Raw genomic sequence first — 19828 nt, 5'->3', positions numbered from 1 at the left:
GCAAGTCCTTTTCGTTATCCGTTCAAAAATTAGAAATTAAAAGTAAAGTCATCGTCCGTCATCGGCTCCACGTGGATCGTACGAACGTATCCGTTTCCTTTTTTGGAGAAAAAGTCGTGCTGCTTCGTACGCGTGCTGATGCCGTTAAATACGATCGGATTTACTTCTTCTTCCTCGAAGATCGGATCGAAGCCCATATTCATGAACGCTTTATTGGCATTGTAGCGAATGAACTTCTTCACTTCATCGGCCAGTCCGATCGAGGTATACAGTTCATCCGTATACTTCTCCTCGTTCTGATGCAGGTACATAAGAAGGCCGTGCAACACCTCGTAAGCTTCCTTCTGCTCGTCCTCGTCCAGCTTGCCGTATACTTCTTGCGCCAGAACCCCTACGTACAAGCCGTGAATGCTCTCGTCGCGCAAGATCAGATCGATCACTTCGCCGCTGCTGGTCATCTTGCCTTGTCCGGCCAAGTAGAGCGGATAGAAGAAACCGCTATAGAACAAGTAGCTCTCCAGCAACACCGAGGCAGCCATCGCCAGAAACAGGCTTTTCGGAGTGTCGATGTTATTGTAATATTCGACGATCGTGTCCGCTTTCGTCTGCAGGTAAGGATTAGCCTCTACCCAGCGGAATACGCCGTCGATTTCTTCCGTCGTCGCCAGCGTCGTAAAAATGCTGCTGTACGACTTGGCATGGATTTGCTCCATCATCCCCATGAACCCGAGCACGGCTTTACGCTGCAAGCCTTCTACGTGCTCCAGAATTCTCGGCATCCCGACGCCGCCTTGTACGGTATCGAGGAGCGTTAAGCCTCCTAGAACCTTCATATAGAGCTCGCGTTCCTGCTCGCTCAACAACATCCAAGACATTTTGTCGTCGGATAACGGAATTTCCTCGTCCGTCCAGAATTGCATGATGTTCTGATTCCAGAACGTGATAGTGAAATCGTCGTCGGGACGATTCCAGTTAACGGCTTTAAGGGCGCACATTAGATTTCCAGTCCTCTCTGTTGCTTATAGAACAAACTGCCTTATACCGAGCAAGTGATGCATTCTTCTACGGACAACCGGTTAGTGCGAGTATAGTAGAGCGATTTAAGGCCCTTCTTCGCCGCGTAAACGTAATACCGGGAAAGCTGTCTCGTCGTGACGTCGCTATTGACGTGAAGAACGGTCGAGATGCCTTGATCGACGTGAGGCTGGATTTCCGCGATCAAGTCGATCACTTTGAATTGATCCATCTGGTATGCCGATTTATAGAAAAAGAAATTGTCGCGGCTAAGGAACGGCATCGGGTAATAAGTCGTCGAGTTCGCGTAAGTGCGGGTCTCGATCGGCTCGACGATCGGCATTACGCTTGATGTCGCGTTCTGGATATACGAGATGCTCTGAGTCGGCGCGATAGCCAAACGGTAAGCATGGTATAGGCCGTTGTTCGCCACGTCGCCTTTCAGCTTGTTCCAATCTTCGGGAGACGGAATCGCAATGCCTTCGAACAATTGCTTGACCTTCTCCGTGGAAGGGCGGTAATCGGTCTCCAGGTAACGATCGAAATAAGTTCCCTTGGCGTATTCGGAACGCTCGAATCCTTGGAACGTCACTCCTGTATCCCTTGCGATTTCCATGCTTTTCTCCAACGAATGGAAGTTCATCATCATGAAGAACGTGCGGACGAAATCGCGGGCTTCCGCGCTCTCGTATGCGATCTTGTTTTTGGCCAAGTAACCATGAAGGTTCATCGCGCCCAGCCCTACGGAATGCAGCTCCGCATTCGCTTTCGCCACGCCGGGAGCGTTCGCTACCGTCGTCATGTCGCTAACCGCGGTCAATGCGATGATTCCTTCGTGTACCGATTCTTTGATTTTGCGAAGGTCCATGACGTTCGCGATGTTCAAAGAAGCGAGATTACAGCTGATGTCTCTGCGGATCGTATCCGGTTCGTAGTAATCGCCGATCTCCGACGTCTCTTGCAGCTGGAAAATTTCCGTGCACAAGTTCGACATCTTGATGTTGCCCAAATCTTTAAGCGCGTGGGCGCCGTTAGCGTTGGACTTGTTCATGATATAAGGGTAACCCGACTCCAATTGGGTCGTGGCGATCTTCGAGAGCATGTCGCGCGCGCTCAAGACGACTTTCTTCTTGACGCGATCGTCGGCCAGAAGCGTTTCGTACATGGAGTCAATATCCAGATCGTCCAGATGCACGCCGTAAGCTTTGAACACCGTATATGGCGCGAACACGTGCAATGGCTCGTTTTTCTCCGCCAATTCATAGAACTTATTAGGCACGATCAAACCGATCGAAAGCGTCTTAAGGCGAGTTTTCTCATCCGCGTTTATTTTCTTGCTGTCGAGGAATTCCATGACGTCCCAACCGAAGATATTGTAATATCCGGCTCCGGAGCCTTTGCGTTGGCCCATTTGGTCCGCGTAAGAGAACGCGTCTTCCATCAACTTAAGCACGGGCATAATGCCTTTCGCCGCGCCTTCCACGCCTTTGATTGACTCTCCGCGACCGCGAATCTTGGACAGGTTCACCGCCACGCCGCCGCCGATCTTCGATAGCTGCATACAGGTTCCGATTCCGTAGTTAATCGAATTAAGCGAGTCGTCCATCTCCAATAGGAAACAGGAAACCATCTCTCCGCGCCGGCTTTTGCCTGCGTTCAGGAAAGTCGGGGTCGCGGGCTGCACGCGCTGCTCCATCATGGAAGCCGTCAAGGAACGGGCTACGCCGTAATCTCCTCTAGCGAGATGCAAGGCCACGATAGACACGCGATCCGGGAAATGCTCCAAAAACTTCGTTTTATCGTCGGTCTTCACGGCATAGTCCGTATAGAACTTGGAAGCGGCCATGTAAGACTTGAATTGAAAGCGGTAACTGTGGGCCAGCTCGTAAATATCTTCTACCTCTTGTTTGCTGTAGTTTTCATATACATTCTCGTAGAAGTTGTTGTCCACCATATATGTGACTTTCTCGTTGGTCGAAGCGAAGTGGATGCTCTTGCGGTTGACGTCGGCCATAAATTCTTCTACGGCTTCGCGGTCCTTATCCAATTGGAAGAAACCTTGCGGATCTCTTTGCATTAATAGATTGTTCAGTTCAATATGACGCAACTGCGCGCACCTCCTGTACGAATCGTTCTACGTCCCGCGTCGTGCCGGACAGTTCGAATTTGCTAATAACGGGGACACCGTACATCTCCGAGATGCGATCGGCGCTGAGCGCGAATCCGTCTCCCCAATTCCGATTACCGCTTGCGGAAACGCCCTTCAATCTGTCATGGTTTCTTTTCAGGAAAGACATGACCTTCTCCGGAACCTGGCCGAAGCCGGTTGTATATGTAACGAGAATGAAGTTCTGATCGACATGCATCGAGTCCTCGATCTGGATTGCGGGAAGCTTTAATTTATCTATGAACCTCCGAACATTGCCAGTCTTCGAATCGTATACGATCAACATTGAACCCATTCTCCTTCCGCGCATTAAACACAATATGTATAGCCACTTGTTATAATTTAGCTCAATATATTGTATGTGTCAAGGTGACGCAGGACCTATTGCAAATCTCTTTTTTATTGCTTAATTCCATGCAACAAATGCCGCTCCGCAAGCCTTGACGACGAAAAAAAAGAAGACTGCCGGAGTAGGCAACCCTCTCATTTCCGTTCTAAATACACTAGATGTTGACTCAATGAAAAGCGGATAAAGCCGGACGATTAAGCTTCTCCTGAAGCAACTCCAATACCCCAATGCTCGGTAGCGGCGGACTTCCGAAATACCCCTGCATCTCGTCGCATCTGTGGGAACGAAGAAAGTGAACCTGGTTCACGGTCTCTACCCCTTCCGCGATTACCTGCAGCTGCAAATTGTGTGCCATCGCGATAATAGCCGCCACGATCGCCGCGTCGTTCGGGTCTTGTTGGATATCCCTGACGAACGAGCGATCGATTTTGAGGCGCGCGATCGGCAAGCTTTTCAAATAGTGGAACGAACTATATCCGGTGCCGAAATCATCGATGCTGATCGTCACGCCCAAATCAGTTAGTTCTTTCAGGCATTGGGTTGCGCGTTCGACGTCCATCGTCATGCTTTCCGTAATTTCCAGCTCCAAGTACTTGGCGTCAAGCCCCGTCTGCCGCAAGATCTCCGATACCTTGTCATTCAGATTGCGTTGGGAGAACTGTCTCATGGACAGATTTACGGAAACCGGAATTTTCGGCATGCCCGCATCCTGCCATTCCTTATTCTGGCGGCAGGCTTCCTCGATGACCCAATCTCCCAGCGGCACGATGATGCCGCTCTCTTCGGCCGCAGGAATGAATTCCCCGGGAGGGACGAGGCCGCGTTCCGGATGATTCCAACGGATTAAAGCCTCCATCCCGACAATCTGGCCCGAGGCCAAGTCGTATTGAGGCTGATAGTATAACAGAAATTCTTGGTTCTGCAGCGCTTTGCGCATCTCATGCTGGATGGTGAGCTTATTCAGGGCAATTGGATCCATATCGCTCACATGGAGCATATACCCGTTCTTGCCGGTTTCCTTGACCCGATGAAGGGCCGTATCCGCTCTTTTGAGCAGTGTAGCCGCGTCGTCCGCGCAACTGTCGCATACGGCGACGCCGATGCTTACCGTTATGTATACCGGCACGCCGTTTAATTCGAAAGGCTCTTCCAGCACGGACATCATCTCGTCCAGACGCGCGTTCACGTCTTCATCCTTCTGATGAAGATCGAAACAAGCGGCGAACTCGTCCCCTTCCATGCGGGCCAGATCTCCCGGTTCGGTCATGCCGCGGCTTAGCCGCTCCGCGATCTGCAGCAACAGCATATCCCCGAAATCCCTGCCGAACGAGGCGTTCACCAATTTGAAATGATCGACGTCCAAGTAACATACGGCTATACGGCTGCCGTTTCCCTGCGCCGCCTTTAATTTCTCCTCCAGCCGATTCGTGAAAAAACGGCGATTAGGCAAACCCGTCATATCGTCGTAATAAGCCATATAGCGAATGCGTTCCAATGAACGTTTGCGGTCGCTGATGTCTTGGATGAACACGAGAATGCCGATCGTCTTGTTCCTTCTAACCAACGGCGAAGTGTGTATATTCAAATCCATGGAATGTCCTAGCTTATGGACGATCTTGATCTCTTGCGAGCATTTCTCCCCTTTAAGGGTTCTATGGAAAATTTGACGCGTGATTTCTTGGGACTCCCGGTCGACCATCGTCGCGAACGGCTGACCCGTCATCTCGACTTTGCTGTATCCTACGATATCCGAAGGGTCGCGATTGATATCGATAAACCTTCCTTGACGGTCAATAACCGCAAAAGCTATCGGGCTGTTATCGTAAAGAGAATCCAATAATTCCAATTGATAAGAGGGACCGGAAGACGATCTCGAGTTACGTCTGCGGTCGAGCAACCTGCCCAATGAAACGGCACCCGCGGTCAAAGCTGCGCCGGCGGCAAACGTCGCCAGCCAAAGTCCATTATTAGACCATCCGTTCACTAGGCTACGTCCTTCCTCCGCATTGGGAAATCATTCTAAGGAATCATTTCTTTATTATAGAACAATCTCGGACGTTGTATAGCGTTTTCCTTTTTTTTCTCGCAAAAACGCGAAACGATAAAGGAATTTATCGACCCTTTGTCTAATATGTCGAGAGAAGCATTACGGCTTCTTAGCCGAACGGGCGGCTAAAGCCACGCAGATCCATCCTGCGATAAAAGAGACTCCGCCGATCGGCGTAATCGCTCCAAGCACTTTCACGTCGCTAAGGGCGAGAGCATAGAGACTTCCGGAGAACAGCACAATGCCGATAAGGAGTAGTCTTGCCGCCCATATCGCAAGCTTAGGGTTGGGCAGGCGCTCGATCAACAGAGCAATCAGCAATAAGCCGACGGCATGAAACATATGATATTGAACGGCGGTATCGTACACGTCAATGGCATCCGCGGACAGCTTGTCCTCCAGCATATGCGCGCCGAACGCGCCGAATGCGACCGATAACATCGCGGTGAGGGCTCCTATTTTTACATACTTGTTCATATGGGTGTTCCTCCTGGCAATTGATTTTCGCAACTGTACCTATCATAACTTTAATGAGGTGGAAAGTCATGAACGAGCAACACGATAATCATGAACAATTTGTTAACCGGAATATCTTCTCCCCTAGCCACGACCAATCCCATGTTCCCTTAAAGCATAGCGGGCTCGGTATCGCGTCCTTCGTGCTCTCGCTCGTCAGCATTGCTTCCTTCATCATCCTATCGATCGTTATCTTTACCTTAATCGCCAATGCGATCGATTTTACGGCGATCGTGGACGAGAACGGAAACCGATTAATGTCCGATGAAGAACTCGTAGACAAAATCCAGCCTTACGTCGGCTACATGATTCTATATCCGTTATTGCTTGTCCTTGTGGTAATCGGACTGATTATCGGTATCGTCGCCTTGGCCAAACCGGGCTACAAGAAAGTATTCGCCATTTTGGGCACCGTTTTTAATGGCATTCCTCTGTTGCTGGTAGCCCTGTTTATACTGATCGGATTAGTCTCGATGTAACGAAAAGGGGGCCTAGCCCCCTTTTTCTTCATTTAAAGCCGCTGCTTGGATCGCCTTTTGCTGGAATACGGGGATGGATAGCAAACAAATCACCGTGACTCCGATAATTAGCGCGAACCCCGTCCCCCCCATATCCTTCAAAGGCAAAGTCAATCCAAGCAATACGCATCTAGTCGCGACAAGCAGCCCTTCCCTCCATACGAGGAACGACGTCAGGCTGACGGGGCTTGCATGGTGAATAAACCTGAACTGCTGTGCGTTCCACACAGTCGTAAAATAGAACATGCCGATGGAAGTAAGTAAATTAGACAGGATTAACGCGGCCGGGTGCCGGAACAGCACGATGATAAAGCCGACGGCCAGCAGCGACATTCCGATCCATAACCAGCGCATTTCGTCCAGCTTGATTTTCCGGTACATCCATAATCCCAGCAAAGAACAGCAAGTATACACCATGTTCAGCAAGGCGATCAGCAGTTTGTCTTGCGTTACGCTGAACGTAAACAACAACGTAAACAAATTCTGAAACTGCATGAATATTCCCGCCGTCAACAAGGACAACAAAATCCACTTGGAGCCGGGACGGCCGAATGCCGTGCGGAAGCGAAACTTGACCGCCGGCTCGGGAGAGTTGCTCATCCTGTCAGCCAACGAAATCTTGGGCATGAACGCCGAGAAGGCGAGCATCACCGCGACGAAGATGAGCATAAGGCCGAACGATCCCGCGTACCCTTGCCAATCGATGACCTTGGCGGACACGAACGGAACGGCCATCGACAGTACTTGCGAGATGACCATCATCGTAGCGAAGTACGGCGCGTACTCGCTTCCCTTGCCTCTCAGTGCGATGCTTAAGTTCTGCGAAGCTTGCGAGAACCCGAACATGGCTCCGACGGGTATGCCTAGAATCAGGATCCACAAGATCCGGTTATCCAGCTCCGCGGACACCAGATACATGAAAGCAGCGGCTCCGCAAAGCGCGGAAACCGCCAGTGGCAAACGTATGGAGAACCGGGCGAGCAACTTGGCCGTAATGGCGAACGAAATCCCCCAGCTAATAAACATCGACATATTATAGAGGGATACTTCGGCAATGGAATGGCTGTGCTCCCAAATATACAGATTAACGAAAATCCCGATGTAGATCGCGATAATCGAACTGATCGCATTCATGACCAGCAATTTGCGCATTTCCTTAGACAAATGCCGCTACCCCCGCATGATGACCGCCCTTATTTGACCGCGCCCGCGGTAATCCCGCTCGCGATCTGACGCTGAAAGAAAATGTACAAGACCAATACCGGTACAATCGTAAAGAACAGTGCCGCGAATAGAGGTCCCCATTCCGTGCGATATTGCATTTCGGCTTGCATAATGCCGATTTCGACCGGAAGCGTATATTGGGCGGGATCGTTGACCAAAATCGTTCCGACGATGTACTCATTCCAAATGTTAAGCACATTGATGATGGCGATCGTGATCAACCCCGGCTGCGATAACGGAAGCATAACCTTAAAGAACGTTCCATAATAGGAAGCGCCGTCTACGATTGCCGCTTCCTCCAACTCCTTGGGCAGAGATTTGAAGAATCCCACGAGAACGAATATCCCGAACGCAAGCACGCTCGATGCGTATACGACGATCAAGCCCAGCTTCGTATTGATAAGATGCATGGAGTTCATCAAGAAAAATAGCGGAATCAACGCGAGCACGAACGGGATCATCATAGATGATATATATAGAAGATATAAAGAATTGCTTCCTCTGAACTTGTATCTAGCGAGCACGTACGCCGTCGTAGCCGACAACAGCAATCCCAATAAGGTAGAACCCGCGGTAACGACTATCGAGTTAAAGAAGTAAGTGTTGAAATTGTATTTCTCCCACACGTAAGAGAAGTTCTCCCATAGTAGCGGGAATTCGGGCAAAGACCAAGGGGCGTTGAAGAAAAATTGCTCGTTGTCCTTCAAGGCGTCCAGCAATGTCCAAAGGAGCGGATACAATACCGAAATTCCCCACACGATCAGAATAGCATAAAAGAATAACTTAACGACCGGATTTCTAATTCCTATTTTCATCTCGATATCCCTCCTAGCTCATCTCGACGGTTTCATGACGCATTAACCGTTGAAGAACGATCGTCGTAATTAGCGACAGGACCAAGATGACAAACCCTATCGAAGCACCGTAGCCGAAATGGTATTGCCTGAATGCCATTTGATACAAGTAGGAGCCCATAACCTGCGTGCTATTATCCGGTCCGCCTTGGGTCATGATCCAGACGATGACGAACGATCCGTTCAAAGTCGTCATCATGATGTTAAGAACCGATACTTTGATCTGCTCCCAGACAAGAGGAACCGTGATGTTCCAGAATTGCTTCCATTGGCCGGCGCCTTCGAGGCCGGCTGCCTCGTAGTAGGATGCGGGAATGCTTTGAATTGCCGCGATCAATAGAATCATGTAAAATCCGATACCCGCCCAAATCGCCGGAGGCAACAGCATCCATATCGTGTGCGATGTAAAACCGAGCCAAGCGATCGTGACTTGCTCTTTCGTAAACAGCGAGAGAAACGCGTTCAGAAATCCGATTTGCGGATTATATATGAAATTCCACAATACGCCGATGACGACGACGGAAATTACGTTCGGAATGAAGAAGATCGACCGGAAAAAGCCGGCCATCCTGAAGCCGAAACGGGTGAGCGCAACCGCGAAGAAGGTAGCTAGAACCATAATGCCGACTACTTTGCCCGCCACGAGAAAATAATCGTTGCCGATCGCTCTCCAGATGATCGGATCATGAAACATTTCCTTGAAATTATCGAAGCCGATAAACGTTTTGTGTTCCGACATCCCCGACCATTCGAAAAAGGAATAATACAACCCTTGTACGACCGGATAGATCGTAAATACGCCGAAAAATACAAGAGTAGGAAGGATGAATGACGCGATAAAAATGTTTCGTTGCCACTTGGCCGTTCCTGAGTTCATAGTTGCCCTACCGTCCCTCCAAGGAAATTCGCGAAGGATGACCGCGGCTTCCGCCCAGGTCACCCTCCGCTTTTAGCTTATTGAAGCCTCTATTATTTGCTGACTTTTTTAGCGACTTCGGAGACGCGCTCGATCCACTCTTCAGGCGTAATTTTGCTGATCGTGAGAGCTACGGTCGCATCGTACATAGCGTTCTCGACGTCTTGGTTGAATGCGAAGAACGGAATGACGACCGTGTTGGAATCCGTAAGGAATTTAGCTGCGTCCTTAACGAAGTTAGGCGCTTTGGAGCTGCTGATATCGCCTTTGATGTTCGATGGAGCGCCGCTCAATTCGGCGAATTGGGAAGCTTGGGCTTTAGAGAACATGAACGCCAGGAACGCTTTCGCAGCTTCCGGGTTTTTCGCTTTGGCCGCGATCCCTACTGTAGCCGTACTTGTGTTAGCGATGACTTTTCCGCCGGCAGCTTGCGTAACGGAAGGAATGAAGCCGAAGTCGAAGCCTTCCGGCACGTCTTTGGACATTTCGTTAGGCAGCCACAGTCCGTTCGGGATGAAGGCGTCTTTGTGTTGCAGGAACAGCATTTGCGAATCCGTGTGGTTGATTTGTACGGATGCTTTGTCGATGAATCCTTTGTCGCGAAGCTCGACGATTTGGTTCAAGCCCGCGAGTACCGCCGGGTTGCCGAAAGCGTCAGCCTTGGATTCGCTCAAGTCTTTGATAATATTGATGTCGTTGTTGTTAGCCGAGACGATAGCCGGATACAAGAGCGAGCGGAGAATGTAGTACGGATATTTGCCCGTGTGAATGAACGGCGTAATTCCGTCCGCTTTGACTTTCTCGCTCGTCGCAAGGAAGGATGCCCAGTCTTTCGGCTCTTCCCAGCCTTTGTCCGCGAACAATTTCTTGTCCCAGAAAATACCCCATGCATTCAGAACAAGCGGAATATCGTAGATTTTGCCGCCGTCGTATTGTTGCGGAGCTTGAGCCATCAAGTCGATAATTTTCTCGCCGTCGGCATTCGTAGCCGTGCTGATCCAGTCCGTCAGATCCAACAATTGGCCGTCTTCGACCATTTGGCGGTTAAACAATTCAGGTCCGTCGATGTATACGAAATCCGGCGGAGTTCCGCCGATCCAGCGCGGTTTCATTTGCTCGTTGATTTTCGGTCCGGCGCTTTCTTTAATATTCAAATCCGGATTCGCGGCTTTGAAATCGGCAATGACCTGTTTCCACCACTTGTCTCCGTATCCGCCAACGAAATATTGAATTTCGAAATCCCCGGTCAACTTAACCGCGTTGTCCGTCGACTCGGATGCAGGCGCGCTTGCCGATTCGGTAGCTGCCGGCTTGGATGCGGCAGGCGAATTGGACGCCTCTTCCTTGTTCGATCCGCATCCCGTTAGCGACACGGCCGCCAAAATCGTCGCGATGCCGAGCGCTGCAAACTTTTTCTTCATGCTCATTAAAGCAAACCCTCCCACGAATAATGTTTTTATACGCACTTTATCTTGGAGCCCGCAAGCAAGCTCTAGCGCTTGAATCCATCATAGAATGGGAGGGCGGAAGTCTCTATCGAATATCTTCCACGAATTCTTTGTTTTCTTCTTTATCGTATTTACATACTCATCATGCTCACGCTCTCGTTACTGTTTCTGCTCCACTCCTTCTCCCCGCCCCTACTTTCCTCACTGGTCGGCTTCCTCTCTACCTCCTCTACCTTCCTCTTTCCTCCCCCCTCGCCCCTACTTCTTCCCCACAATCGACTATCTCCCCCTCGAAGCTTCCTGAGCCATCTGCATACATCGCCAAATTAATAGATGTGTGCAGATGACTCAGGGAACTAAAAATGAAGAAGTGCAGGTTATAATTCTCTCATTTTATGGAAATTCCATTGATAATAGAACACATGTTCTGTAAAATGAAAATAGAAACAAATGTTCGTGAAATGGGAGGGTGAACTTGATGTTGTCCATTCGGAAATTCATAGAACGATTTCCCGACGAGAAAGCTTGCCGAGAATATCTCTTCCACGTACGTTGGCCGCGAGGGTTCATCTGCACGAAGTGCGGAGAGAGTAAATACAGCGTGATTTACACGCGGAATTTGTTCGAATGCGCCTATTGCAGAACCCAAACCTCAACCACATCGGGAACCGTCATGCACAGGACGAAGTTGCCGCTTCGATATTGGCTGTTTACATTCTACTGGGTAGGCTCGGGAGTTCGGTGTTCAGCGCGGAAAATCGCCAAGACGCTGAAGCTTAACTACAGAACGGCATTGCTCTTGCTTCACAAAGTGCGACACGCAATGTATAGAGCGGAGTTCGACGGGCTGTACGCCTTCTGGCTGCCGAACAAGCCTGGGTTCCCGCCTATCGTGAAGAGAGCGAAGCTTAGAATGCTAAAGAAGGCGGAAAATTTCATCCGCAAGCATTACCGACGTATCGCCGAGCGAAGCAGACATAGCTATTTCAGCGAATACCGCTTCCGAAGCATCCATCGGAACCCAATCCAATCGATAGAGAGGCTGATCGCGAGCGGCGCTACTACCGTATATACGATCAATGAATATAGAACTATGAATTACAAAGGTCCGTACGACTGAGCTCGTGGGGGAAGTGGCGAATAGGAACGGGGTTAAGGCATTCGCCTTAACCCCTTAAGGTAACTATGGTTAGCGGCCGCTCTTCGATTCGGCGAAATGCTGAAGTTTATCTAACGCGGCTTGCGGGGTGGTGTGCTCGTAGAGGACTGCGTCGCCCATTTTGCGAGCGTAATCCAAGACGGCCTGCCAAGACGGTTCTTGAACGGGGTAAAACTTTGCTTTGCTAAGCGCTTCGAGGCTGCTCTTCATATTTTCGTCATCCGTAGATAAGCGGGCGCCAACCGTCGTTGTCACGGGAAGGAAACCTTCCCGTTTCACCATTTCCTCGTAATTCGAATCATCGTACAGGAAGTCCAGAAATTTGGATAACGCTTCTTTGTTCGTATGGTCCGTTTTGAAAGAGACAAGCACGTCATGTACCCCGAAGGTGATCGGAGGCGTCCCGTCCTTAACCGGAATCGGTCCTACACCCCAATTCAGCTTCGGAAACTCCTTCGGTACGACCGTCGAGAAATAGTTGCCGGATATCATCATTCCCAGCTCGCCGTTGCCCAGAATCCGCTGCTTCTCGTCCCTTGTCGTAATAGTCGGTTCCGGATCCGTTAATCCTTGATCGAACAATTCCTTAAGGAAGGTCAAGCCCTCCACGTTCGCAGGCGAGTTAATGGTCCATTTGCCGTCCTTCGTCCACGTTCCGCCTGATCCGTAGAAAACGTATGATAAATAAGCATGCGTTTCGTTGTCCGTCAAATCTACGCCAAACCCGTCCGCTTCTCCGGTAGCTTTGATTTTACGCGCCGCTTCCTTTAACTCGGACCAAGTTTGAGGCGGAGCCGTAATCCCTGCCTTCCGGAACAGCTCCTTGTTATAGTACAATTGCCGAACCGTAGCCACGTAAGGAAGGGCGTATTGCGTCTCGTTTATCCGATCCATTTCTAGTAAATTAGGATACAGCTTGTTCGCTAATTCGGGAGAAACGATTTCCCGGAAATTGTTAAGATGGCCGTCTTGCGCAAAATGGGCGTATACGTTCGTGTTGAGCAAATCGGGCGGTTGGTTCTTGCTGATCATCGTCGTATAGATTCCGTCAAGGATGTCCCAATTCGCCACTTGAAGCTCGACGTCGATCAGAGGGTTCTTCAACTCGAATTCCTTCACTAGTTTCTCCAGGAGCGGTTTCGTCTCCGTGCTGTATTCGGATGCGACAAACCGAATTAACGCCCTTTCTTCTTTCGGGGCGACCGTTGGCTCCGTGCTTGATTTCATGCAAGCGGATAGCGTTAACGGAATGAGAAGACCGGTTACGGCTCCGAATCGTATGATCGAGTGGCGGAACTTAGATTGCATGGGTCTATTCGCTTCCTTCCAAATGGTAATTACTTATTGTTGATGAACGGGAACAAGAGCTTTTGGTTTTCCGGGGTATACATATTTTCTCTGGTAATCACGTTCGATTCGATATAAGTAATGGGGTCGACGTTGTCGCCATCTATGAGTTTAAGCGCCGTTTTTACTCCTAAATACCCCATATTAAAAGGCTTCTGAACGATTGCCGCCTTCAACGTGCCGGCTTCAAGCAACTGAATCTCGTCGACCGAGCTGTCAAATCCGATCAGGGACATGGCCCCTGCCCTTCTCTGCTCATGCAATAATCTGGCTACGCCAACCGTCGCCGATTCGTTCAACGTGATAAAAGCATTAAACGGCTTGTCTTCGGCCAGTAACTGCTTGGCAATCTCGTAGGCTTTGTCTTCGGAATTGTCCGCATAGTACACTCCGAGAACGCTGTTCGGGTAAGCATCCAAAGCTTGCTTAATCCCCGATAATCTCTCCGACGAAATTTTCGAGTCCTCGTCATCGCTTATGATCGCTACGGTCGGATGACCTTTCGTTGCGGTAGCAGTCGTTCGTCCCGCGAGAGTGCCCGCCTCTATATGGTCGTTAGAGACCAGGACGGGAACCGGCACCAACTCCAGCGGCGTATCGATGATAACGAGCTCGATTCCGGCGTTTCTTGCTCTGGAAAGGATCTCGGGCATCCGATCGTTCATGATGGGAGCTAACACAATCGCATCGGGCTTGCCCTCGACGGCAGCTTCCAGAATACGAATCTGATCGTTGGCGTCATTCTCCTGAAGCGGACCTACTACGTTAAGCTCCACTCCCATTTCCTTCGCCGCCGCTTCCGCGCCCTTATTCACGGCTTGCCAGAAATCCAAGCGGACGTTAAGCGACTTAAGAATAACCGTCACGCTTTTCTCCCGATCCGACACGCCGGAAAAGATTTTGTAATAAAACATGGAATATATCGCTGCCACACAGACGGACAGGATCAACCAGATTCTAAACCTCCTCATGCGCATGAGCCTGCTCCCTCTACTCCAATTTTGGTATCGTGATCGTCACGCAGGTGCCTACCTCGATCTCGCTGCGAATTTGAATGCCGTAATCATGGCCGAAATAAAGCTTGATCCGTTCATTGACGTTACGAATGCCGATCCCTTGGTTGCGAGTATCTTGTTCACCGTTGACGCGGATTTTCCCCAACTGTTCCGGCGTCATCCCAAGCCCGTTATCCTCGACTTCGAATACGATCTGTTCATTCGCTTCTCTGCCGCGGATCGTAATCCGTCCGTCTTCTATTCCGTACATGTTGCGAATGCCGTGATAGATTGCATTTTCAACGAACGGCTGCAGCAAGATTTTAAGAGTTTTATAGGAGAGGATGGACTCGTCGATATCGATGACATAATCCAACTCTTCTTCGTAGCGCATCTTCTGTATGAGCAAATAGTTGGTTATGTGTTCGATCTCTACCCGGATCGGTACGAGTTCTTGATCCTTCGTGATGCTGGCACGGAACAGCTTCGCCAACGCGGACGTCATAAGCACGACTTCCTCGTGTTGCTTCTGCTCCGCCATCCACACGATGGAATCCAGCGTATTGTATAAAAAATGCGGATTGATCTGCGATTGAAGCAGCAGAAGTTCGCTCTTGCGTTTATTCTCCTGATTATGAATCATTTCCTCCATAAGAAACTTCGTCCGGCTGACCATGAGATTAAAGGATCGGCCCAATTGCCCGATTTCGTTCATCTCCCCGATCTCGGTCTGAATATCGAAGTTCCCTTTTTCCACTTGTTTCATGTCCGACTGCAAATCTTTGATAGGTTTCGATAGACGGTGCGACAGCCAAACCGATATCAGCAAAGAGATCGTCAACCCGCATAAGGAATAGAGCAGGATGGAATTTCTTAGTTCGTCTTTGCTTGCGATCAAATCGTCCGTAAAAGCCACCCCGGCGATTTTCCAACCGAAATTCGTATCCTGAACGGAATAGATTCGTTTGCCTTCCCCGTCTTTCGCGATGAACGAGCTGCCGCTTGATGCTTGAACCACATCCGAAATCCGTTCTTTGCGAAGCTTGCTGTCGATCAGTTGCTGCTGCGGATGGTAGACGATGTTGCCGTTATTGTCGACGATAAAAAGGTAGCCCTTCTTGCCCAAATTAATATTGCTGCAGATGTCGTTGATGACGCTCAGGTTCAGGTCGACGAGAAACACGCCTTCCGCGGTAATGCCGTCCGTGCTCTTAAGCTCCCGGCTCAACGATACGACCCAGCGGTATTCGTTCTGAATAATATTCTGTACGTGAGGAGCGGATATTACGGATTTGCCGCCTTCGCTCTTGGCCATCTTATACCAGGCCTGCTCCTGCAGATTCGCGTTCGGATTCAAGTTCGTTATACGCCTGTCCGAGACGAAACGTCCGTTATATCCGAACACCATAATGGACGCAATGTCGTTGCGGGTATACAGGATCGCCTGAAACAAGTCGGAAATCCGTTTCTCGTACGTACGGCGATTTTCCGGGCTAATGAAGCTGTTATCGGAAATATAATACTTAACGTCTTTGTTGGTCATAGCGAGCAAAGATATATTTTCCATGTTATCGACGTAGGATTGGATGTTCATATTCACTTGCTTAATGATTTCCTCGATATACCCTTTGGAGTTTCTCTCGACGGCATCCACGGACACCTGGTAGCTAACCAAGCTCGTCAGAACGATCGCCGCCAATATTAATAGAGAAAACGCCAATGATATATTCGACTGTATGCTTTTCAAAGGAAACAACGGAATGCGGATAGCGCGGTCTCTTGGCATTTTAGGCTCCGCTCTCCTTTATTTGTTTTTCCCGGTAATCCTTTGGCGTCATGCCCGTATGCTTCTTGAATAAAATGCTGAAATAGTTCGGATCCTTATACCCGACTTGTTCGGCGATCTCGTAGAATTTAAGCGTCGTGTTGTGCAGCAGCTCCTTCGCCTTGCCGATTCGCACCCCGGTCAAATATTCGATGAACGTCTCCCCGGTGTGCTGCTTGAACACGAGGCTGAAATAACTCGTGCTCATGAGCACGTAACGGCACAAGTCCTGCAGCGACATTTTCTCGTTCGCGTAATTCGTTTCGATGTACTCTACCGCGCGGTGGATTTGCATATTCGTTAGATGGCTGCGATTGTCCGCAATCATCGAAATAACCGAATGCACCACTTCTTTTAACCATGCTTCGACTTCATCCAACGTTTTGAATTTGTACACGTCCATTAGCTTCATCTGCCGATCGAACGAAGCTTCTTGGTCATGTACGACCAGTTCCTGGATCGAATTCATCAGAGAAAGCACGACCTTCTGCATTTGGAGAAAACACGCTTCGATCGGGGCTAACGAATGCTTGAGCTCGGCTACCCCGTTCTCGATCAATTGATAGGCGTCCTGGATAGACCCCGTCTTCACCGCGGAAGCGAGCTTGCGATCCCAATCCAGATTGGGCGGCATTGGGTTTGAAGATTTGCCTTCCATATCCAAAATGCTAAGCACTCTGTTCTTGCCTTGTAAAAACCGATAATCCAGCACGGACAAAGCACTCTTATAAGACAGCGGCAGTTGTTCGACATTGGCGCACGCTCGCCCGATGCCGATCGTGACCGTGAATTTCAAATATTTCTCGATATGGTACCGAACTTGCTCCGCAAGCGAGAACACCTGCTCATACAGCAAGCTTTCGTTGTCCTGCCCGGAAACGATCGCGACAAGCCGCTCTTCCCTTGTGCGAAAGAAGAGGGCGGTATCGCCTTCGAGCGTTTCTTTGAAAATATCAAAAGCCGCAAAGCGCAAAAACTCGGCATCGTGTTCGTACGAGAGAAGCTCCCGATCCCCGAAATCGTCGATATCGACTACCATGACGAGATAGAGCGGCGAAATAGGAGGAATGCCGAAATACGCGAACCGCTCCGCGATCTCCGCTCTGCCAAGCCCTACGGCTACAAGCCGTTCTAGAAACCGCTCTTTGAGCAGCGGAAGGCTCTGGTTGAGCTGGCTCGTAAGCCGGCTTAAATCCTCGCGACGTTTCGTTTCTTCGTCCATTTCCGCTTTGACGCGGTTGAGCAATGCGCGAATTTCTTGGGCGGTGATCGGCTTCAAAATAAAATCCGACACTTTTAACCGGATCGCTTGTTGCGCGTATTCAAACTCGTCGAAACCAGTTAAAATGATAATCTTGATATAGGGATACTGAGCGGATATTAACCCGGCTAACTCCAATCCATCCATGAAGGGCATGCTGATGTCCGAGATGACCAGCTCCGGCCGATGCTGCTCGATCGCTTCCCAAGCCTCCCGGCCATTCGCGTAATCTCCTATTAATTCAAAGCCGTGCTCCTTCCAGTCGATCGTGTTTTTTAATCCGTTCCGGACTACCGCCTCGTCGTCGACGATGATGGCTTTGTACATTGGAGTTCCTCCTGCCGCACTCAAAAGTATAAGCGCTATAACATTATCAATTATGCCTCATAACTCGCTAGCTTACAAAGAAAAAAAAGAAACCGCTCGGTAAGCGGTCTCTCTTTTACGCTGATTATAAACCTGTCTATTCGACGATTCGAAAAGCCGAATACGATCCGGGGCTTAAGCGGATTTCCCATTCCGTGTTCCCGGTCTCTGCGTTGTGGCGATATAAGCGCGGAGGACGCGCGCCCGCAAGCGGGATCAACCGACATCTTGCCGGAATGCCGATCCACCATGATTCAGGATCCGTACGGAACGACTCTAAGATAAACGTACTATTCTCATAAAGGAAAAGACTTGCCCCAGCCTTACCCTCCAGCTGCATTGGCAGGTGATCCGCTAACGTTTCGCGAAGCTCGTTAAGAATCGGAACCGGAAGCTTAGCCAAATCCGCGAAGTTATCCGGAATAACGAGCGTGTATAGCGTGCCTTTCCCATAATGATCGTACATGAGAATCGGTATGTTGTTGTCTCCGTTAAAACCGACTATACGCTGCCAAGTCCCGTTCGTGGAGTAATCGAACACCGGATAACTTATCGCTTCCCCGTCCGCAAAGTCCCGGAACGTGCAAGAATCGGTTAGCGCGCCGTAACGACCGATCGATATTTTCTTGCCATTCGGACGGAGAGTCGTTAAATGCTCGATTCCCCGTCCTTGCATCGCTTCGACAAACCCCGATGTCATGACCACTTGACCGCCTGCTTGAACGTAGCTTTTTATTTTGCCGATTATTTCGTCGTCTTGAGCGGACGCCGCCGTTACAAGCACCTTATCATCTTCTCCCGGCTCGGGAAAACGAGGAGACGGCTCTAAAGGCAGGCCGAGCATGCCCAAGTAGTTGACGAGATGGTCCTCTCCTCTGGCATGGTGGGGATCGTAAACTTTAAGCCCGATCGGATTACCGATCTCCCCGGCCACCATGTCCAATTTATCTAATTGGAAACCAAGAGCGGGGACATACACGGAGTCCTTCAATAGTCCGTAACAGAACAGCGTAAGCTCCTTGGCTTTGCCGAATACCGTTAAATTCGCTTGCTCCAGATAGTAATCGACGTAAGTGCAGTCCAAGCTGTCGAACCAACCTCCTCCGTTAGCTCCGGGCTTCAAGCGCTCCATCCAACGTAGCAACGAGTAAGAAGCATAACGGGGAATCCTCTGCTGGCTGTTCGCGGGATTACGAGTCTCGGTACCGGTATAGATGCCGTCGAAAATGGCGGGCTGCTCTTCGGTGTTGTAGCCGGTTGCTTGATAGGATTCGATCCAGTTCGGATATTTAATGACTAGCTTGACTTCAGGATTGATCGCCTTAGCCGGTATTCTAATTAAGTTAACGGAAACGTCTACCATAAGTTCCAAGCGAAATCGTTCCCAAGTACTATCGCCTTTACGCTCCAAGCAATCGTCGCAAGCGCAATTCGTGAAGAAGAAATCATCGAATATGATTTCGTCGAATACGGAAGCGGCCGTCTCGACCTGCTCTTGAAACTTGCTTCGCGATTCCGGATCGGTATAGCATATCGAACCGAACAGACGGGAATATCCCGGACGATAGGACGCGGGCAACGTCGGCGTAATTCCGCCGGCGGTCTGAATGCCGCGCTTCTCGAAGAAGCGCTTCAGCTCCGTCAGACGTTCCTTGGAAAGGCTAATGTCGCCGCGATGATTCTCGATGTAAACTTTGGACAGCTTAAGATGCTTCTCCAAGAAGCTCATGTCTTCGCTCAGGCTATCTTCCGGGATGTTGGCGAGATCGGGGGCAGGGCAATAGAGAGCAAGCTTGAAATTCTCGTACTGTCGTATCATTGT

16 protein-coding genes are annotated in these 19828 nt (G+C 49.9%); 2 read left to right on the top strand and 14 right to left on the bottom strand.

The window, feature by feature from the left end; all coding sequences use genetic code 11:
- Positions 1–29: 29 nt before the first annotated feature.
- The 5 genes from nrdF to FPL14_RS22775 form a co-directional block, all read right to left on the bottom strand.
- Complete coding sequence (nrdF, locus tag FPL14_RS22795) at positions 30–995, bottom strand: class 1b ribonucleoside-diphosphate reductase subunit beta (protein ID WP_182299902.1); 966 nt, start codon at positions 993–995, stop codon at positions 30–32.
- A gap of 41 nt (positions 996–1036) precedes the next feature.
- Entirely contained in the window at positions 1037–3121 is a 2085-nt protein-coding gene (nrdE, locus tag FPL14_RS22790; RefSeq protein ID WP_182299901.1) for a class 1b ribonucleoside-diphosphate reductase subunit alpha, read from the bottom strand.
- Positions 3108–3467: a class Ib ribonucleoside-diphosphate reductase assembly flavoprotein NrdI gene (gene nrdI / locus FPL14_RS22785; RefSeq protein ID WP_182299900.1), complete on the bottom strand. Its 360-nt coding sequence runs from the start codon at positions 3465–3467 to the stop codon at positions 3108–3110. The genes nrdE and nrdI overlap by 14 nt, the downstream gene beginning before the upstream one ends.
- A 229-nt stretch (positions 3468–3696) precedes the next feature.
- On the bottom strand, positions 3697–5514 hold the full coding sequence (locus FPL14_RS22780) for a putative bifunctional diguanylate cyclase/phosphodiesterase (protein WP_229263627.1): 1818 nt from the start codon (positions 5512–5514) through the stop codon (positions 3697–3699).
- A gap of 162 nt (positions 5515–5676) precedes the next feature.
- The gene (locus tag FPL14_RS22775; protein ID WP_182299899.1) at positions 5677–6054 is read right to left on the bottom strand and encodes a DUF423 domain-containing protein; all 378 of its coding nucleotides are present in this window, start codon (positions 6052–6054) and stop codon (positions 5677–5679) included.
- Positions 6055–6122: 68 nt separating this feature from the next.
- Between FPL14_RS22775 and FPL14_RS22770 the strand changes: the two genes are divergently transcribed.
- A complete protein-coding gene (locus tag FPL14_RS22770) occupies positions 6123–6572 on the top strand; it encodes a hypothetical protein (RefSeq protein ID WP_182299898.1) in 450 nt (149 codons plus the stop codon).
- Between the two features lie 12 nt (positions 6573–6584).
- Here the strand turns inward: FPL14_RS22770 and FPL14_RS22765 are convergent, their stop codons facing one another.
- The 4 genes from FPL14_RS22765 to FPL14_RS22750 form a co-directional block, all read right to left on the bottom strand.
- On the bottom strand, positions 6585–7775 hold the full coding sequence (locus tag FPL14_RS22765; RefSeq protein ID WP_182299897.1) for an MFS transporter: 1191 nt from the start codon (positions 7773–7775) through the stop codon (positions 6585–6587).
- A 29-nt stretch (positions 7776–7804) separates the two neighbouring features.
- On the bottom strand, positions 7805–8650 hold the full coding sequence (locus tag FPL14_RS22760) for a carbohydrate ABC transporter permease (protein ID WP_182299896.1): 846 nt from the start codon (positions 8648–8650) through the stop codon (positions 7805–7807).
- A gap of 13 nt (positions 8651–8663) precedes the next feature.
- Positions 8664–9566, bottom strand: a complete 903-nt coding sequence (locus tag FPL14_RS22755; RefSeq protein ID WP_182299895.1) for a carbohydrate ABC transporter permease — start codon at positions 9564–9566, stop codon at positions 8664–8666.
- A 92-nt stretch (positions 9567–9658) separates the two neighbouring features.
- Positions 9659–11032 (bottom strand): ABC transporter substrate-binding protein, encoded by a 1374-nt coding sequence (locus tag FPL14_RS22750; protein ID WP_182299894.1) that lies wholly within the window; start codon positions 11030–11032, stop codon positions 9659–9661.
- Between the two features lie 499 nt (positions 11033–11531).
- On the opposite strand from FPL14_RS22750, the gene FPL14_RS22745 reads away from it, so the two are divergent.
- A complete protein-coding gene (locus FPL14_RS22745; RefSeq protein WP_182299893.1) occupies positions 11532–12173 on the top strand; it encodes a transposase in 642 nt (213 codons plus the stop codon).
- Between the two features lie 69 nt (positions 12174–12242).
- On the opposite strand, the gene FPL14_RS22740 is transcribed toward FPL14_RS22745, so the two are convergent.
- From FPL14_RS22740 to FPL14_RS22720, 5 genes are all read right to left on the bottom strand, one after another.
- A complete protein-coding gene (locus FPL14_RS22740) occupies positions 12243–13520 on the bottom strand; it encodes an extracellular solute-binding protein (RefSeq protein WP_182299892.1) in 1278 nt (425 codons plus the stop codon).
- A gap of 29 nt (positions 13521–13549) precedes the next feature.
- The gene (locus FPL14_RS22735; protein ID WP_182299891.1) at positions 13550–14530 is read right to left on the bottom strand and encodes a substrate-binding domain-containing protein; all 981 of its coding nucleotides are present in this window, start codon (positions 14528–14530) and stop codon (positions 13550–13552) included.
- A 19-nt stretch (positions 14531–14549) separates the two neighbouring features.
- Positions 14550–16340 carry a cache domain-containing sensor histidine kinase gene (locus FPL14_RS22730; RefSeq protein ID WP_182299890.1) on the bottom strand — a complete coding sequence of 597 codons (1791 nt, stop codon included), beginning with the start codon at positions 16338–16340 and terminating at the stop codon, positions 14550–14552.
- A gap of 1 nt (position 16341) precedes the next feature.
- Complete coding sequence (locus FPL14_RS22725) at positions 16342–17967, bottom strand: response regulator transcription factor (RefSeq protein ID WP_182299889.1); 1626 nt, start codon at positions 17965–17967, stop codon at positions 16342–16344.
- A gap of 136 nt (positions 17968–18103) precedes the next feature.
- Positions 18104–19825 (bottom strand): permease, encoded by a 1722-nt coding sequence (locus FPL14_RS22720; RefSeq protein ID WP_182299888.1) that lies wholly within the window; start codon positions 19823–19825, stop codon positions 18104–18106.
- Positions 19826–19828: the final 3 nt, after the last annotated feature.

The organism is Cohnella cholangitidis (assembly GCF_014107495.1).
Lineage (GTDB): Bacteria > Bacillota > Bacilli > Paenibacillales > Paenibacillaceae > Cohnella > Cohnella cholangitidis.
Note: the sequence above shows the minus strand (reverse complement) of the source record. Positions and strands in the feature narration are given on the sequence as shown.

Bases quoted from the DNA above. Each gene is read 5' to 3' on its own strand.
- nrdF (WP_182299902.1), bottom strand. From the start codon at position 995: ATGTGCGCCCTTAAAGCCGTTAACTGGAATCGTCCCGACGACGATTTC.
- nrdI (WP_182299900.1), bottom strand. From the start codon at position 3,467: ATGTTGATCGTATACGATTCGAAGACTGGCAATGTTCGGAGGTTCATA.
- FPL14_RS22775 (WP_182299899.1), bottom strand. From the start codon at position 6,054: ATGAACAAGTATGTAAAAATAGGAGCCCTCACCGCGATGTTATCGGTC.
- FPL14_RS22770 (WP_182299898.1), top strand. From the start codon at position 6,123: ATGAACGAGCAACACGATAATCATGAACAATTTGTTAACCGGAATATC.
- FPL14_RS22760 (WP_182299896.1), bottom strand. From the start codon at position 8,650: ATGAAAATAGGAATTAGAAATCCGGTCGTTAAGTTATTCTTTTATGCT.
- FPL14_RS22755 (WP_182299895.1), bottom strand. From the start codon at position 9,566: ATGAACTCAGGAACGGCCAAGTGGCAACGAAACATTTTTATCGCGTCA.
- FPL14_RS22750 (WP_182299894.1), bottom strand. From the start codon at position 11,032: ATGAGCATGAAGAAAAAGTTTGCAGCGCTCGGCATCGCGACGATTTTG.
- FPL14_RS22745 (WP_182299893.1), top strand. From the start codon at position 11,532: ATGTTGTCCATTCGGAAATTCATAGAACGATTTCCCGACGAGAAAGCT.
- FPL14_RS22740 (WP_182299892.1), bottom strand. From the start codon at position 13,520: ATGCAATCTAAGTTCCGCCACTCGATCATACGATTCGGAGCCGTAACC.
- FPL14_RS22735 (WP_182299891.1), bottom strand. From the start codon at position 14,530: ATGAGGAGGTTTAGAATCTGGTTGATCCTGTCCGTCTGTGTGGCAGCG.
- FPL14_RS22730 (WP_182299890.1), bottom strand. From the start codon at position 16,340: ATGCCAAGAGACCGCGCTATCCGCATTCCGTTGTTTCCTTTGAAAAGC.
- FPL14_RS22725 (WP_182299889.1), bottom strand. From the start codon at position 17,967: ATGTACAAAGCCATCATCGTCGACGACGAGGCGGTAGTCCGGAACGGA.
- FPL14_RS22720 (WP_182299888.1), bottom strand. From the start codon at position 19,825: ATGATACGACAGTACGAGAATTTCAAGCTTGCTCTCTATTGCCCTGCC.